The sequence below is a fragment of the Paenibacillus etheri genome (assembly GCF_001012825.1).
GTDB classification, from domain to species: Bacteria; Bacillota; Bacilli; order Paenibacillales; family Paenibacillaceae; genus Paenibacillus_AQ; species Paenibacillus_AQ etheri.
On the sequence record NZ_LCZJ02000037.1, the window covers coordinates 287747 to 303429 of the forward strand.

Here is a 15683-nt window from a genome sequence, read left to right on the forward strand (position 1 = left end):
AAAGTACAGTCAGCGAGCAAAAAAGCAGCACCCAAAGGAGATTCGACTCCGATAGATACTGCTTTTTACTCCAGTGGAAAAATTAAATGATCATATTTAACAGCACAGCCCCACCAAGCACAGCAATACGCGCCGCGTTCATCAACACGAAATTTTTAACGGCAAGAATAAAGGTACTCGCCTTCTCCTGCTTCTGTGTGAACAAATCAATATTTCGGTGCAGCGGGATCAGTGTAAGTAGAATCAACAGAACCAGAATAGGGTTAATCCCCAAGATCAGCAGCACTACAAGATCCAGATAAGAGACGTAGTAGAGATATTTAAACAACACCAGTGCATTGCGCCGGCCAATGTACACCGGAAGCGTGTACCTGCGATTCTCCACATCCTCATCAATATCACAAATATTATTAGCGAGCATAATCCCTGCGATCCCCAGAATGGCGGGAACAGAGAACCAGAACAGGTACAGCACTTCCACGATGTTGATATTCAAGCTGACCCAGCCGTTCTGAAGCAGCAGGGAAACCACATGCTCATCCGTATGGATATAGGCAGAGATAAAAATAATAACAAAGCCCATAAACAAACCGGAGAACAGCTCACCTAACGGCATCCGCGAGATGGGAATCGGCCCGAACGAATAAAGGATACCGATCAAGAACGACAGTCCACCCAGCAAAAAGACAAGCAAACCCGTCTGAGTGACAAGCGCAATCCCGCCCCCAGCTGCCAGCGCCAGCAAAATAACAATCGTTGCCACGACGGTGCGCTCTTTTAGCTTAAAATGAACAATCGCATTATGTGTCTCATAGCCGTAGCCGTGGGTTTTGGAAGCTTTTTTGAAATCGTAATAGTTGTTAATCGCCGTCGTTGCCATATCAAAGCTAAGCAGGGAAACGAACATCAAACCAAAACGCAACACATAAAAATCCTCAAACCGATATAAAGCATACAGCGTTCCCATTAGAAAGGGGATCATACTGGCTACTTTTGTCGGCAGCTCCACAAATCTTAGAAAGCTTTTAATATTCACACCATACACCCTTATTTATCAATTGAGCCTGCAAGGTATTACTGTTCAGTCGTTGTAATCTTCACTGGGGACCATTCTGCAATAACCGTTTGTCCATGCACAGACACACTGCCTTCAGGACTCAGATCCTTCTCCGTCATAATTCCGAGCGCCACTGTAAAGTTGTTGAATTTAATCGGAATATTTCTCTCACGACGTACTTCTTTACCATTTAAATAGAATACAGCCTCATCATTGCCACGGTGGTACGTAATGCGGTAGGTATTAAATTCACGTGGTTTGAAATCCGTATCTTCTTTAAAAATGCAGAAATATTTCGTCCCTTTGCTCTCTGGTACCTGTACCCCCGGGAACGGCAAAATACCATATACACTAGCATATTTATCATTTCCCGCAAAAAAGTCTAGCGCCGCACCTGTTGTAAAATCAAGCAAGTTCAGTGATACATATCCGTCGTACAAATCACCAGGTGCTGTTCCTTGTGTACGGCTACGAATTTGCAGCTCGAAGCTAATCTCTCCGGCCTCAGGAATTACCACTGGCTCCGCGGAGTAATACATATGCTTAGCATTGTCTAGTATTTGTACTTGATGGTTCTCACGAGATAATTTCGCACGTACATACAGCGTATCATTTCGAACGATAACTACCGCTTCCGGTTCACGATAAGCCCAAAAGGATCCATCAGGCAGTGTAAATCCACCTGTCTTCCAGACCTTTCCTTCTTCTAAAATGGAGTGGAAATCTCCAAGCACCATTTGATTGCCTTTAACGTTTTGTTCTTCCTTCAGCAGTTCCTTGTCCTTCTTTTCCATGAAAGCTCACTCCTTCTGTATGGTAATTATTAGTACAAGCAAAAACGCCTTCAGCGTCCCTAATGGACGGTAAGCGTTTATGCGAGAAATATAAGGATAATGTATAGCGTGAAACCTATATATTCTTATATTTTTAGAATAATCCTTGAATTAGTAAGGTTGCTGCCATCACTACTCCGCAACGAACGGAGGCTTTTTGTGAAGCACCCATGAGCGGGATATAGGCTGGTGAAGCATTATGCGGCTTCAGTCCACGATAAATACGAATCGGCCAGAAGGCTGTAACCAAGGCCAATAGTGCATAAACTGGAAGTACGCCCATCAGCACACAGATCACCACAGAAGCATAACCGGTGAAGAGAAGCACACGCGAGAAGACAAGCGCCTTCTGTTCACCCCACACTACAACAAGCGTAAGTTTCCCAGCCTGCTCGTCTGCTTTCCAATGTAAGAAATGATGATTAAACAACAGCAATGTAGTCAAGAATCCAACCGGCAATGAAAGAATGACAGGCTTCATGCTAAAATGACCGGTTTGTACGAAAAAGGAACCTAACACAGGCATAATCCCAAAAGCTATAAAAATAGCCATCTCACTGTAACCTTTGCCGCGATAGCCATACCGCAGGGGTGGGGCCACATAGAAATAAGCGATTAAAGCACCTACAAGTACAAACCAGAGGATATTCCAGCCGCTATATATACTTAGGATTCCACCACAGATGAGGGCAATCGCCAACATACTCCAGGTCATTGTTGCATAAAAAGACTCCGAGAGGATTCCACCTGTCAGTAGCCCGGAGTTTGTGCTGATTTCACCAGCGGAATTCTTCGCCTCTGTATCTGTTCCATTGCGATAATCCCACAGATCATTCACCATATTGGAGAACAGATGCGCTGAAATCGCTCCTATTAAGGTTAGAATAAATAAGACCGGATGAAATGACCTTTCCCATACATATGCCCCAACTGTACCTAAAACAATCGGGATGAGCATAACAGAAAAACTCCAAAACCGGGTCGCCTTCGTAAATAATGTCCATTTGTTCACTTCAAGCTTACCGCCTTTACATTATGACTTGATAATAATTATCACTGACTATTATACATCAATTTTCAACAGATTGTGAAGATTATCACTGCATATAATGTCTAATCTTGACATAATACCTCGGTTTGTTTGGCTAAAAGGTTTCTTCATTGAAGATAAGAATGTAAATAACCTCTTATTGGACAAAAGGCCACCCTTTTACAACAAAAAATGAGCGCTGTTTTATAGGCAAGCACATACCGATATGATATGATAGGCAAGCCTATGAACAGCGCTCGTTGAGTGCTGTTTTTAAGAGCGTAAAACTATATATAATAATGGAGGCTTTTACTGTCATGTCAGCGCAATCCCCTAACACCCAATCTGTCAAAATCGTCACCGCAGACCCTAGCGCCATCGGGCTATTCGGACTGGCTATTGTCACATTGGTCGCTTCTTCCCAGAAGCTTGAACTTACAACAGGACTTAGCTACGTCATTCCTTGGGCTATTTTCCTGGGAGCATTCGCTCAACTATTTGCCGCAATTCAAGATGCTAAGCACAACAACACCTTTGGTATGACCGCATTTGGCGCCTACGCTTTCTTTTGGTTCGGGATGGCCAGCAGCTGGCTGATCAAGCTCGGCGTATTCGGCCCAACGCTTGCAGAGGCTGTAGATCCTAAGCAGCTCGGATTTGTATTTCTGGGTTACTTGATCTTTACAATCTTTATGACCATTGGCGCGGTTGAGGCTAATAGAGTTTTGCTTATCATTTTTGTATTGATAGATTTCCTCTTTATTGGACTAACCTTCGATTCCTTTGGTATCGCTCCAGAATTCTTCCATAAGCTTGCTGCTTGTGCTGAACTTGGGATTGGTATCGTGTCCTTATACGGATGTGGCGCTTCTGTACTAAACGCTCACTTCGGACGCACTTTCTTACCGATCGGAGCTCCGCTAGGTATCTTCAAGAAATAATTGTTCACCTTTTTTGAATCCTAACTTTTGCAAGCCGAAAGGATGCCTGAGACCATGCATGTCCTATCCTCTTCTGAATTAGCCGTAACCGCTATATTTGCGCTTATTCTCGCAGTTATTGCCTATTTGATCATTCGGAATATCCCAAAGATGACTGGAGATATTGCGGCTTTTCGCAAAAGAACACTGGTCTGGACCCAGGTTTCGCTTGTACTAACGGTACTTCAGCTGAACTTCAAAGCAGGCGACTGGCGATTTTCTATCGTTCTTGGACTCATCGTATTATTTACCGGAAGTATTTGGCTTTCTGCCCGTTACCATGACATCCGCAGCACCTTAGATCCAGAATCTAAAGATTCTGAAGTACAGTAGTAGAGGCTAGGCAACATAATAAAGGTGATGAAGCTCCCGCAAGGGGGCTTTTTTTATAAATTTCAGAAGCTCCTTTCGCATACTTCTCCCCTCCATAACCATACTAATGACATTCCAAGCTAAAACGCCTTCGGCGTCCTCTTAAGGACGCTAAGCGTTTATGCGAGAATTATAAGGATAACGTATATCGTGAAACTTATACTTTCTTATAAATCAAAACAAGTAACGGGAGGATTATCAGGTGAGCAAAAAAATAAATCTGCTAATGTTCAGCGGAGAATACGACAAAGCCATGGCGGGATTGATCTTAGCGAATGCCGCGAGAGATATTGATGTAGAGGTTACGATGTTTTTCTCTTTCTGGGGTTTGTTTCTGGTGCGTGATCCGGAGAAGATGACGCTAGAGGATAAGAGTATTTATGAGAAGCTGATGGATGTCATTACGCCAAAGGGTCCTGGGCAGCTGCCACTCTCCCATTTGAATTTTAGCGGGCTGGGCCGGATGATGCTAGAGGAGATGATGGAGGAGCAAGGCGCGCCGAAGCTGATTCATTTTCTTAAAGGAGCTCGTAAAAAAAACATCAAGTTCTATGCCTGTAAGCTCTCCGTCGAAATCATGGGCTTTAAAACAGAAGAACTGCTGCCAGAGGTCGAGATTATCGATGCTGCGGCGTATTTAAGAGATGCTTTGGAGAGTGATGTTCAGCTGTTCATTTAGCGGTTGAAATTAATTAATATAAGAAAAGTGAAAAAGTCACGATTAATCTAACATAAAGCGACATGGGGAATTTCCCATGCCGCTTCGGATTTCAATTGTAAGGATATATATTATACCGTGATGATTGTCTTGCCCATTGGAATCTTGAAGCGCTTCTCCATTACTTTGATATGAATCAGCTCTTGTGCATCCACGATTAATTGCGTCTTCAAATGGTTCACTTCCACGGTAATCGTCGCTTGACGGTAACGCATCGTGAAGGTGTATCCCTTCCATTGCTTCGGCAATGTCGGGTTCAATGCCAAATGATCATCCTTGATCCGCACACCCGAGAAGCCATAGACGATCGACATCCATGTACCACCCATGTTCGCCATATGCAATCCGTCTTTCGTGTTGCCATGAGTGTTATCCAAATCCATTCGTGCCGTTTCAATGAAATAATCGTACGCCTTGTCCGAGTAACCTAACTTCGAAGCCATGATGCTATAGATCGCGCAGGATAAGGACGAATCATGAGTTGTCAGCTTCTCGTAATAATCGTAGGAGTTCCGCAAGACATCGGTTGAAATGCCATCCTCGAGCAAGAAATGCGCCAGCACCGTATCAGCCTGCTTCAACACCTGATGACGATAGATGTGTAGCGGGTGATAGTGAAGCAACAGTGGGTGTTTTTCTTCCGGTGTGTTCTCGAAATCCCACACCTTCTTCGCTAAGAAAGAATCATCTTGTGCATGAATGTTCAACTTCTCATCGAAAGGCAGATACATCTTCGCAGCCGCTTCTTCAAATGCTGTAATCTCATCTGTTGTTAAGCCAATGCGACTACACAAAGCTTCCCATGCCGCAGGATGAGTTTCTGCCAGCTGCTTATACCACGATGCAGCCCACTCTAGATTATATTTTGCAAGTACATTCGTGTAATAGTTATTGTTTACGATGGCCGTATACTCATCCGGACCTGTTACATCATCAATCTTGAATAGACCTTCATGATAATGACCTAGCTCCATCCAAGTTCTTGCAGTTTCAAATACGACTTCCGCACCGAATTCCGCAATGAAATCTTTATCGCCTGTCGCGAGATAATATTGAATATACGTATAAGCAATATCACCATTAATATGATACTGTGCCGTACCGGCTGGGAAGTACCCCGAGCACTCTTCCCCTGTAATGGTACGCCATGCGTAAGCGGCCCCCTTCTTGTGGCCTAGCTCTAGCGCACGCTTCTTCGCTTCGCCTAGAATCGTATAACGGTAACGAAGCAACTGCTTCGCCAGCTCTGGCTGACAGAGGATGAAGAACGGCAGGATATAGATTTCGGTATCCCAGAAATAATGTCCCTCGTAGCCCTCACCGCTTAAGCCTTTGGCTGCGATGTTACTGTATTTATCTTTGCCCACAGATTGCAGCAACTGATATACGTTATATCGAAGACCTTGCTCAAGTACCTCATCACCTTGGATCTCGATATTTGCAATTTCCCAAAAATGTTGTAAATATACTTCTTGTGCCATGTAAGCCGCTTGAATCCCTTGCGTTAATACCAAAGCCATCAACTCACGTCCGTGAGCAGCTGGATCTTCGTGTCGACGTGTATCTGTAAATACGTTGAATTTTGTGAATTGAACAATATCTTTACCGGCTGGGAACGCATACCGCACCATTACACTTTTCTCACCCTTGATCAGTTCACCGTTCACCGCAGGCGTTGTCTGATGAACTGTTGTTGCCGCCACTTGTAGCTTCGACGTATTTGTCTCAAGCACGATTTGTAAGGAGGTCTCGTCGAACACCTCGATATTCTTCATATCCAATAGCTTGGCATGACCCGATGCAACACGAGGGTCCTTCGAATTCGTATAGTTACTCACATCGCCATTCACGCCAGAGGTAATCGTCACTTCATCCTGACAATTGATACGAGTTACCTCAATATCTATCGTGAACAATTCGAGTGTTGTCAATGACGCCATGCGTGTGAATGAAATTTCGGCCTCTTTACCTTGTGGTGAAATCCAGTGCACGTGCCGTACGTACTTACCTTCGCGCATATCGAGATAACGCCGCCCAGATACGACCGTTCCTGTGAAAAGACTGAACTTCTCCTCCCCAATATGAATGGTCACATCCTGTACATCCATCACATTCACAAGCTTTTGTTGTGTATCGGGAAAGCCATACGCGCTCTCCCCATATAGAATCGGTGTAATATCATAAAATGCATTTATATATGTTCCACGAACCGTTGGCTCGTCACCTTCATAACCTTCTTCAAAATTACCTCGAACACCTACATAACCATTAGCCACATTAAAAATACTCTCACTAACGCCGAGGTCTTGCATATCCCGATGATTCTCAATAATCCAGTCCGACTTCATATGAAGGTCCCCTCATCCAATTTTATTTCACTGCACCTGCCATAACGCCTTTAATAATGTATTTCTGTGCGAACAGATAAAAGATAATAACCGGAATGATCGATACGACAAGTCCTGCCATTGCAAGGTTCCACTGAATTGTAAATTCTCCGAAGAAGAAGAAGGTTGACAATGGAATGGTACGAAGCGCTGGGCTTGTTAAGGTCAAGGATGGAAGTAAATAGTCATTCCAAATCCACAATAGATTTAAGATTCCTACAGTCATCGTAATTGGCGTAAGCATTGGGAATACAACCTTCCAGAATGTCTGCCACGTATTACAGCCCTCTATCATCGCCGCTTCTTCAAGAGCAATCGGTACCCCTTTAATAAAACCATGATAGAGGAAGACCGACATACTTAGCCCAAATCCGATATACATGAAAATTAGGCCATAATGTGTATTAATCATAGAGAAATGAAGGGATGGAATATCCCATTTGTTCAAATATTGCATTAACGGGATCATCACCGATTGGAACGGGATGAGCATTGTACCTACAAATAAGAGGAGAATTCCATTCGACAACTTATTCTTCAGGCGAACAAGCATCCAGGATGTCATCGATGAGAAGATAATAATAAGACCGATACTAATGATAGAGACTAAGAGCGAGTTTTTAAATGCTGACAAAAAGTTCATCTTGTCCATTGCCGCAGCATAGTACTCGAAAGAAAAAGATTCCGGTAGGCCGAACGTATCTGTGAATATCTCGCTACGTCCTTTGAACGAATTCACAAGCATAATATAGATAGGTAGCAGCATGAGAAGTCCACTAACCCAAGCGATAACTTCAAGCAATATAGAAGATGATCTATTGCGACGTTTCATTATTGTTCAACCTCCCTTTTCTTCGAGATAACGACCTGCGTAACCGTCACAACTAAGATGACGAGGAAGAAGATAATCGCCTTGGCTTGCGCGAGCGAATATTGATTCATACTAAACGCGGTTTTAAAGATATTCATTGCAACAAGCTCGGTTGTACCGTAAGGACCACCGTTCGTTAGCGAGATATTGGTATCATATTGTTTGAATGCATTCGACAGAGTCAAGAACAAGCTGATCGTGAAGGCTGGCATAATCAATGGGAACATAATTTTGCGGAATCGCATCCATCCGCCTGCGCCATCCATATCAGCTGCCTCCAATACCTCATCCGAAACACCTTGAATAGCTGCGATGTAGATGATCATGACGTAGCCGGCCATTTGCCATGTTCCTACGAAGACCAGCGCCCAGAAGGAAGCAGTCGGATCATCCAACCAATTAAAGAAGATTGAGCTATTACCAAGCACTTCTCCAACCTGTACGAAGAATTTCGTGAATACGAACTTCCAGATAAAACCTAGGATCAAACCACCGATCAAGTTCGGCAGGAAATAGATTGAGCGTAAGAGATTACGCGACTTTATTTTGGAAGTCACAAGCATCGCCAATGAAAGTCCTATAACGTTAACGAGAATAATCATGCATACTGCATATTTAAATGTCAGGCCGAATGATGTAAGAAAATCTGAATCTTGAAACACCTGCACATAGTTTTGGAAGCCTACAAATTTAGAACCCGCGAATTGAAACCCATCCCAATCTGTAAAAGAATAAACAATCCCCATGACGAATGGAATGATGACTACATTTATAAAGATGAATAATGATGGAACAATAAAAGCTGCCGCTATTAAATTTCTCTTTACACTTTTCTTCAATGGTTTCACCTCTTATCCATTTCTACAAAACAGGAAGAGGCCGCTTAACGAATATTCGAGAAGCAGCCTCCATAGCCATACGATTATTTTTTAACCGCAGTCATCCAAACATTCTGAAGTGCTTCTAACAAGCCCTCGCCCGTTAATTTTCCTGCATAGTATTTTTCCACTTGGTTCGCAAACTCTTGATCTGCTCCCGCTGGGAATTGATCGAATACCCATTTCACTGTCTTGCCTTCACTTGCATAACGGTTCACTTCTTGGGATAACGGATCCATTTTGCTAGTATCAAAACCGGAGTACACAGGGATAAAGTTAAACTCATCCGTTACATAGTGCTGACCCGCTGGATCTGTTAGCAACCAATCCAAGAACGCCTTCGCACCCGCTTGTTGATCTTCCGATGCATGCTTGTTCACGCGGAAGAAGTTACTGTTACCTACCGCAATACCTTGATTACCTTCGAACGGTACTGGCAAGAAACCATATTCAAATTTCACATCATAATCGTTCAAGAGACCTTGTGCCCAGTTTCCTTGGTGAATCATCGCATATTGGCCTGCCGCGAAGCCTGCAACTTGTTCATCATACGTATCTTTACTCAAGTTCGTATGGTCTTTGATCTTGTCCAGATCAGCAACGTACTCTTTCAATTCAGGAATATCTTGAAGCTTCAATTCGCCAGCATTAATCTTAGCAATCGTACCCGATGTATCTTTCATTAATGCAAATGGCCAGTTAAATGGATGCATGAAACGGAAGTAAGACTCTTGTGCATACGCTATTGCCTTCTTCACGCCTTTCACTTGCTCCAACTTGGTACTTGCTGCAACAAGGTCATCCCATGTCTTAATATCGTCCGCATTCACGCCTGCTTCCTTGAACATATCCTTATTGTAGATAAGTCCGAAGCCTTCAAGCGCAACTGGCAAGCCATATAATTTACCATCACTACGCGCTGCTGTATCTTGTCCTTCAACAATTTTGCTAGCTGCTTTCATATCATCCAAGGGTGCCATATATGGAAGGTATTTTTGAAACTCTGAGCCAGATGCTGTTGTGAAAATTGTTGGTGCTTTTTCTGGGGCGGAGCTGAATTGTGTCTGCAACACCGTCATCAGGTTGTCACCCGCTGCTCCTAATGGTTGTACTTCATATTTATCTTGAGTTTTATTGAATTCTTTCGCTGCATCCTCTAGTGCACCTTGGATTTCTACTTTATTCTGAATGATTGTAATAACCGCTTTTTTACCAGTTCCTTTAGACGTTGTGTCTGCGCTATTTGCCTTGTTTGCTCCATCATCACTTTTTGCTCCACAAGCGACTAACGTGGATAACATAGCTACAGATAATACTGCTGCCCCTACTTTTTTCTTCATCTGCAATACCCCTCTTCTGAAGATTTCATAATTTTTATTGGTATTTCTAAAATTGAAAGCCTTTACAAAACTGATATTACACGATAATATAATATTTAATTACAAATTCTTAACATTAGTTTCGATTTATAAATACGGATTATATTGTAAAATCCTCTCTTAAACTGGTAGCCTAAAGGAGATTATCCATGCTAGACATTACTGCCGTCCTCGAACGCAATATGGCGAAGAATCGCTATCAGAACTATATGCACCCTTCCTATGAGCACGAAAAGAAGCTCGTCTATGCAATCCAACGCATTGATCGTGAAGGTGCCATTAAAATATTGAATGAAATCAACCTGCTGGAACGAGCCAACCTGTCACCGAAGCCTTTGCAGTCATTGAAATATTCTCTAGTCGCTAGCTGCACCATTTTTACGCGTGCGATCATTGAGGCGGGAGTCGATTCCGAGTCCGCGTTCATTCTCAGTGACCATTACATCAACTTAATTGATGAGAGCGACTCGATCGTGAAGACCGTTGAGATTGAATACCTCATGCTAAATAGCTTTATTAGTGTCATCTCAACCCATCGTTCGTATTCGTATGGACCCATCATTAATAAGACGATCGCCTATATTAAAAAGCACATTGAAGAGAAGCCTACGCTAGAGCGAGTTGCGGAAATCGTGCAGTTGCATCCGAATTACCTCGCAACGCTATTCAAACAAGAAACAGGGAGCACTGTCCTCAACTTCATCCATAAAGAAAGAATTGATGCGATCAAGAACTTCCTGATCCATACAAATATGGCGCTTCAGGATATTAGTGATATCTTCGGCTTCGCTTCCTCTGCCTACTTCTCTACCTACTGCAAGACGCATCTAGGCATGACCGCAAGGGAGTATCGAAAAGATCACATGAAATGACAAGCAAAAAACGCCTTCGGCGTCCTTAAAGGACGGAAAGCGTTTATGCGAGAAATATAAGGATAAAGTATAGCGTGAAACTTATACTTCCGTATATTTTTAAAAAAAGGCGAATTCTCATTCATAGCTGAATGGAATCTCGCCTTTTGGTCCCCCTAATGATTACTTTGCATAACTATCTCTTCGGTGGTTGCGGTGTAATCAGGAAGTTAACCGGCAAATTACTACCAGACGCTGCAGTGAACAATATCTCAACAGAGCCCCCTTCATCACCTGTACGATAAACCACACTATTCAAGTTTGCATTTGTAATACTGCCGGTACTTGGCATTTGAACAATTTGACCATTCACCATAACAGGTCCCATATAATTACCACCACGCGGGTTAAAGGTAATTAATGAATTTGGAGCAACATGTTCAAATTTGATTTTGTATAGTACTCCGAAGTTGCCTGCATTGGATGCCTCAGTTCCTGACATAGGGTCGGTGCCCATCAAATTCAAATCACTTGAATTATCACCGATGAGAAGTCTCGCAGGTGTTCTTCCTACTTCATCCGTAACAGTCATGATACGTGTAGAATCAGCATAAGTCCCTCGGTTATGCACGCCATCACGATCCAGTATTGGAAGCGTAGGAAGTGTGGTTAACGGATCTTTATTCGCATCAATCATCATAACATTGTATTCAATAGGATAATCACTATGTAAGTCCGCTTGGAGTGAAACGATTTCGCTCGGTTTTATTGCAATATTATTCAGATCAGACAGGATAGAGACGCTTTCACCAGGTTGCAGGACCGTTTTCTTGTAATCTTTTTTCGTTTGCATGGATTCCCAGTAACGTTGCACTGAGAGTTTACCCGTAGCTTCCGGAAAGGGATGTGGGCCTCCAACGCCTAAATATTCTGTTGTGATCGTCGTAGGGTATAGATTGTTGTTCTTAGCTATCACATATACCTTCATTTTAGTATTCATATTATTCTTGTGGTGAATCAAAAAGCGGGTTCCACCGAACGATGTTTCACGATAAGTAATCCCTTCCATATTTACGGTTTCTGGACTGTTAGCGCGAATAAGATTATAAGGCTCAGAAGTGAGCGTATAAGCTACCTTCTGCCAGTTTGGAACATTAGATCCGTCAATATCAAATACACTACCCGGAGAAGCGAACAATCTATAGAAATCTCCCTTACTGTACAAGACTTCATCCGTAATATTAATGACTTTTTCAAAAGTGCTGATTGCGCCATGTGAATCTTTTACTTGAATAGAAACTGTTGCAGGACCAGGTGTGAAGAAAGCTTCCGCTTTATTCGTCCAGGTCGTTGTTTTAAGTGTATCTCCGTCTGGGTCGGTGCTCATATCCGTATAAGTGATCATCTCACCCATTTTGTAGGAATCCTTATCGGTCGTAAAATTTGCTACCGGCGGTGTATTCGGTTTTAGAATCGTGATCGTCGTGGAGTAAGGATCACTCCATTGTCCATTAGCATCCCTAACAGAGTAGGATACTACATATTGCCCAGGTGTATCATAGATATCCTGCTTCCCTTCCCACTTCTCTTCAACTATGGCTGAACCAATCGGTGAAGAGCTAGAAGTCAGGAAATTCACTGGATCACCAGCATAAATTATAGCCGGTACTGTAAAAGAAGCTTTAGGCTTCAAATTTAGCGAAAGAATGACTCGTTTTTGCACATTATCCACGGTATACGGAATGCCCAGCGCCCCAGTAATGGACGTCAATGGAATCATAAAGGTTCCTTTGAATTGATAAGCTGGACCCTTCATTGTCACATTCTTACCATTTACGGAATAAATCTTACTGTCTGTCTTGAACCGCATAACGTCGCTGCCTTTAGTAACAATGGTCTCTTTCGTCTTATAATCGTAAATGTATTTCACACCTACACGTTCAACCATAGCTCTAATCGAAACGTAGGAAACGCCATTCTTCACTGCCATTGGCTGATTAGCCAAATATTCAATGCCATTCTGATACATTTTGTTACTATTCATCATAAGTACAAGCTGATTGCTAGCCCCTGCACTAACTATATCTGTTGTAATCGGTGGTGTGGTGGTCGCAGGTATAAGTGTAAGACTTGGACTCGGTGTGGGGGATGGTAACGTTGTTAAAGTAGAATCGGTTGTTACCCCTGTAATTGGCGTTACTGTCGCTGTTGGTGTTGCTGTTGGCGTTGGTGTTGCTGTTGCCCCTTCTGCTACCGGACGTGTCAATGATGGCAATGGATCAGTAGCTTCTGGAATTACTTCCGCAACAGATGTAGTAGCTACTCTTACTCCACTGGTGTTACTGGAGGTAACATTTCCAGCTTCAGCAACAACGGGCACTGCCGCAGCAGTCTGAGATACGGCCAATAGTACAACTAATGTTAGTTTTTTTAAATGCATGATTTGACTCCTCTGCTCCATTTGTAAATATAAGTGGCCCCTATCTTTACCTTCCTCTTATATTCCTAGTAAAAACGCTCTCACCCCTAACGAGACAATGCTTTTACTTCATGGTACATTCATTATTTCAAATCGTATTATTTGACGCAGTAGATCTCAAAAAGTTTCATTATAAGTAAATAAAAAACAATGTTGTATATTAATTACACCATTCACCTCTATCTCCTTTATTTGTTATTCATATAAACTCCACCTAGGCTTTAACCCAATTCTCCAAGCAAGCATATACTGATGCCATAGAAACTACTGGCACGCCGAAAATAAACCATGACCTTACCACTATCGGCGTACGGGCTGGAGGGAAATCCGTGCTAAACATCATCCACGCCTCTTCTGCAGAGACGCCCGATTCACTACAAAACCATTTTGAGATTTTTCGTGAGCACACCATTGGGATACGGTATCAGATCACCACGCCCTACGGTAAACAGCCACTGCTGTATGCCGATTGGACAGCAAGCGGACGCTTATATGAACCGATCGAACGGAAGCTGCAGGAAGCCTTCGGTCCATATGTTAGCAATCCGCATACCGACTCCAACACCACTGGATTAACCATGACACTCGCTTATAATGAAGCGCGACAAATTATTAAAAAGCATGTAAATGCTGGCCCTCAGGACATCCTGCTCTTCTGCGGAAATGGAACAACGGGAGCCGTAAACAAGCTGCAGCGTATCATGGGCTTAAGACTCCCTGAGTGGATTCAGGACCATAGCTCCCATTCGATGGAGGAACGTCCTGTGATCTTCACCAGCCATATGGAGCATCATTCCAATATCCTTCCCTGGCAAGAGGGGATTGGTGATGTTGTGACTGTTCCTCCCGGAGAAAACGGAAATATAGATCTTCAGCAGCTTGAAGCCCAGTTGAAATTGTATCAGCATCGCCGCTGGAAAATCGGTTCATTTACGGCTTGCTCCAATGTGACCGGAATTCAGACTCCCTACCAGAAGCTTGCCGCGATTATGCACCGTCACGGAGGCCTATGTTTTGTAGATTTTGCCGCCAGCGCTCCTTATGAGCCTATCGATATGCATCCTGTCTCACCGCTGGAGAAGCTGGATGCAATCTTTTTTTCTCCGCATAAATTTCTGGGTGGACCGGGCACGAATGGCGTTCTAATTTTTGATGAGGCTCTAAGTAATGGACGTATTCCTGACGAACCGGGTGGAGGTACAGTGGCTTGGGTCAATCCTTGGGGAGGACGCCGCTACACCAACGAAATAGAGATGCGGGAAGACGGGGGAACGCCGGGGTTTCTGCAAGCTTTTCGGACAGCACTTTGCGTGAAGCTGAAGGAACAGATGAATGGAAACGGTCAATATATGGTGATTAGAGAGCACGAGCTATGCCAGCAATTAATGAACGGGCTCCGTAGCATACCCGAATGCTCGCTGCTAGCTGGACATCATACAGAACGTCATGGCATTGTCTCTTTTACACTACGTGATATTCATTATAATCTTGCAGTTCAACTACTGAATGATCGCTTTGGTATACAAGCCCGGGGTGGTTGCTCTTGTGCAGGTCCTTATGGGCATTACTTACTCGAATTAGGGTGGACGCAATCTGCTCAGATCGCTGAGGCAATTACTGTAGGAGACCAGTCGCTTAGACCGGGTTGGATCCGCATCTCTCTACACCCCATTATGACGAATCAGGAGGTAGAGAGAATTGTATCCGCTGTACGAAATATCGTGCTCCATTTCCAACAATGGAAACAGGACTATTTTTATGATGCTTCTACGAACAGTTGGACCCATATCTACAATGAGGATCCCACTGAGGCGAAGGTCAAAGCGCTTTTTTCGGTGTAGTTTCCAG

Annotated in this window: 13 protein-coding genes; 5 read left to right on the top strand and 8 right to left on the bottom strand. The window is 43.4% G+C overall.

What is annotated here, in order from left to right:
• Positions 1-82: 82 nt before the first annotated feature.
• From menA to UQ64_RS24785, 3 genes are all read right to left on the bottom strand, one after another.
• Positions 83-1036, bottom strand: coding sequence for a 1,4-dihydroxy-2-naphthoate polyprenyltransferase (menA, locus tag UQ64_RS24775; RefSeq protein ID WP_060626044.1), 954 nt, complete (start codon positions 1034-1036; stop codon positions 83-85).
• A gap of 38 nt (positions 1037-1074) precedes the next feature.
• Positions 1075-1851 (bottom strand): DUF6081 family protein, encoded by a 777-nt coding sequence (locus tag UQ64_RS24780; protein WP_060626045.1) that lies wholly within the window; start codon positions 1849-1851, stop codon positions 1075-1077.
• 133 nt (positions 1852-1984) lie between these two features.
• Positions 1985-2902, bottom strand: a complete 918-nt coding sequence (locus UQ64_RS24785; RefSeq protein WP_060626046.1) for a prenyltransferase — start codon at positions 2900-2902, stop codon at positions 1985-1987.
• Between the two features lie 335 nt (positions 2903-3237).
• On the opposite strand from UQ64_RS24785, the gene UQ64_RS24790 reads away from it, so the two are divergent.
• The 3 genes from UQ64_RS24790 to UQ64_RS24800 all read left to right on the top strand — a co-directional run bounded on the left by UQ64_RS24790 (position 3238) and on the right by UQ64_RS24800 (position 4951).
• Complete coding sequence (locus tag UQ64_RS24790) at positions 3238-3861, top strand: acetate uptake transporter (RefSeq protein ID WP_060626047.1); 624 nt, start codon at positions 3238-3240, stop codon at positions 3859-3861.
• A 54-nt stretch (positions 3862-3915) separates the two neighbouring features.
• The gene (locus UQ64_RS24795) at positions 3916-4233 is read left to right on the top strand and encodes a hypothetical protein (protein WP_060626048.1); all 318 of its coding nucleotides are present in this window, start codon (positions 3916-3918) and stop codon (positions 4231-4233) included.
• 241 nt (positions 4234-4474) lie between these two features.
• On the top strand, positions 4475-4951 hold the full coding sequence (locus tag UQ64_RS24800; RefSeq protein ID WP_042192628.1) for a DsrE/DsrF/DrsH-like family protein: 477 nt from the start codon (positions 4475-4477) through the stop codon (positions 4949-4951).
• Positions 4952-5061: 110 nt separating this feature from the next.
• Here UQ64_RS24800 and UQ64_RS24805 read toward each other — a convergent pair whose 3' ends face one another.
• The 4 genes from UQ64_RS24805 to UQ64_RS24820 form a co-directional block, all read right to left on the bottom strand.
• Positions 5062-7338, bottom strand: coding sequence for a glycoside hydrolase family 65 protein (locus UQ64_RS24805; RefSeq protein ID WP_060626049.1), 2277 nt, complete (start codon positions 7336-7338; stop codon positions 5062-5064).
• A gap of 22 nt (positions 7339-7360) precedes the next feature.
• Complete coding sequence (locus UQ64_RS24810) at positions 7361-8209, bottom strand: carbohydrate ABC transporter permease (protein ID WP_060626050.1); 849 nt, start codon at positions 8207-8209, stop codon at positions 7361-7363.
• A complete protein-coding gene (locus UQ64_RS24815) occupies positions 8209-9087 on the bottom strand; it encodes a carbohydrate ABC transporter permease (protein WP_245238213.1) in 879 nt (292 codons plus the stop codon). Before UQ64_RS24815 ends, UQ64_RS24810 begins: the two co-directional genes overlap by 1 nt.
• Before the next feature lie 83 nt (positions 9088-9170).
• Complete coding sequence (locus UQ64_RS24820) at positions 9171-10466, bottom strand: ABC transporter substrate-binding protein (RefSeq protein ID WP_060626051.1); 1296 nt, start codon at positions 10464-10466, stop codon at positions 9171-9173.
• Positions 10467-10654: 188 nt separating this feature from the next.
• Here UQ64_RS24820 and UQ64_RS24825 point away from each other — a divergent pair, with 188 nt between their 5' ends.
• Complete coding sequence (locus tag UQ64_RS24825) at positions 10655-11377, top strand: helix-turn-helix transcriptional regulator (protein ID WP_060626052.1); 723 nt, start codon at positions 10655-10657, stop codon at positions 11375-11377.
• Between the two features lie 175 nt (positions 11378-11552).
• Here UQ64_RS24825 and UQ64_RS24830 read toward each other — a convergent pair whose 3' ends face one another.
• The gene (locus UQ64_RS24830; protein WP_060626053.1) at positions 11553-13796 is read right to left on the bottom strand and encodes a copper amine oxidase N-terminal domain-containing protein; all 2244 of its coding nucleotides are present in this window, start codon (positions 13794-13796) and stop codon (positions 11553-11555) included.
• 368 nt (positions 13797-14164) lie between these two features.
• Between UQ64_RS24830 and UQ64_RS24835 the strand changes: the two genes are divergently transcribed.
• A complete protein-coding gene (locus UQ64_RS24835; RefSeq protein ID WP_060626054.1) occupies positions 14165-15676 on the top strand; it encodes an aminotransferase class V-fold PLP-dependent enzyme in 1512 nt (503 codons plus the stop codon).
• Positions 15677-15683 lie beyond the last annotated feature (7 nt).

What these genes read in the sequence shown, in the direction of transcription:
- UQ64_RS24780 (WP_060626045.1), bottom strand. Translation starts at nt 1,851, where the DNA reads ATGGAAAAGAAGGACAAGGAACTGCTGAAGGAAGAACAAAACGTTAAA.
- UQ64_RS24790 (WP_060626047.1), top strand. Translation starts at nt 3,238, where the DNA reads ATGTCAGCGCAATCCCCTAACACCCAATCTGTCAAAATCGTCACCGCA.
- UQ64_RS24795 (WP_060626048.1), top strand. Translation starts at nt 3,916, where the DNA reads ATGCATGTCCTATCCTCTTCTGAATTAGCCGTAACCGCTATATTTGCG.
- UQ64_RS24805 (WP_060626049.1), bottom strand. Translation starts at nt 7,338, where the DNA reads ATGAAGTCGGACTGGATTATTGAGAATCATCGGGATATGCAAGACCTC.
- UQ64_RS24810 (WP_060626050.1), bottom strand. Translation starts at nt 8,209, where the DNA reads ATGAAACGTCGCAATAGATCATCTTCTATATTGCTTGAAGTTATCGCT.
- UQ64_RS24820 (WP_060626051.1), bottom strand. Translation starts at nt 10,466, where the DNA reads ATGAAGAAAAAAGTAGGGGCAGCAGTATTATCTGTAGCTATGTTATCC.
- UQ64_RS24825 (WP_060626052.1), top strand. Translation starts at nt 10,655, where the DNA reads ATGCTAGACATTACTGCCGTCCTCGAACGCAATATGGCGAAGAATCGC.
- UQ64_RS24830 (WP_060626053.1), bottom strand. Translation starts at nt 13,796, where the DNA reads ATGCATTTAAAAAAACTAACATTAGTTGTACTATTGGCCGTATCTCAG.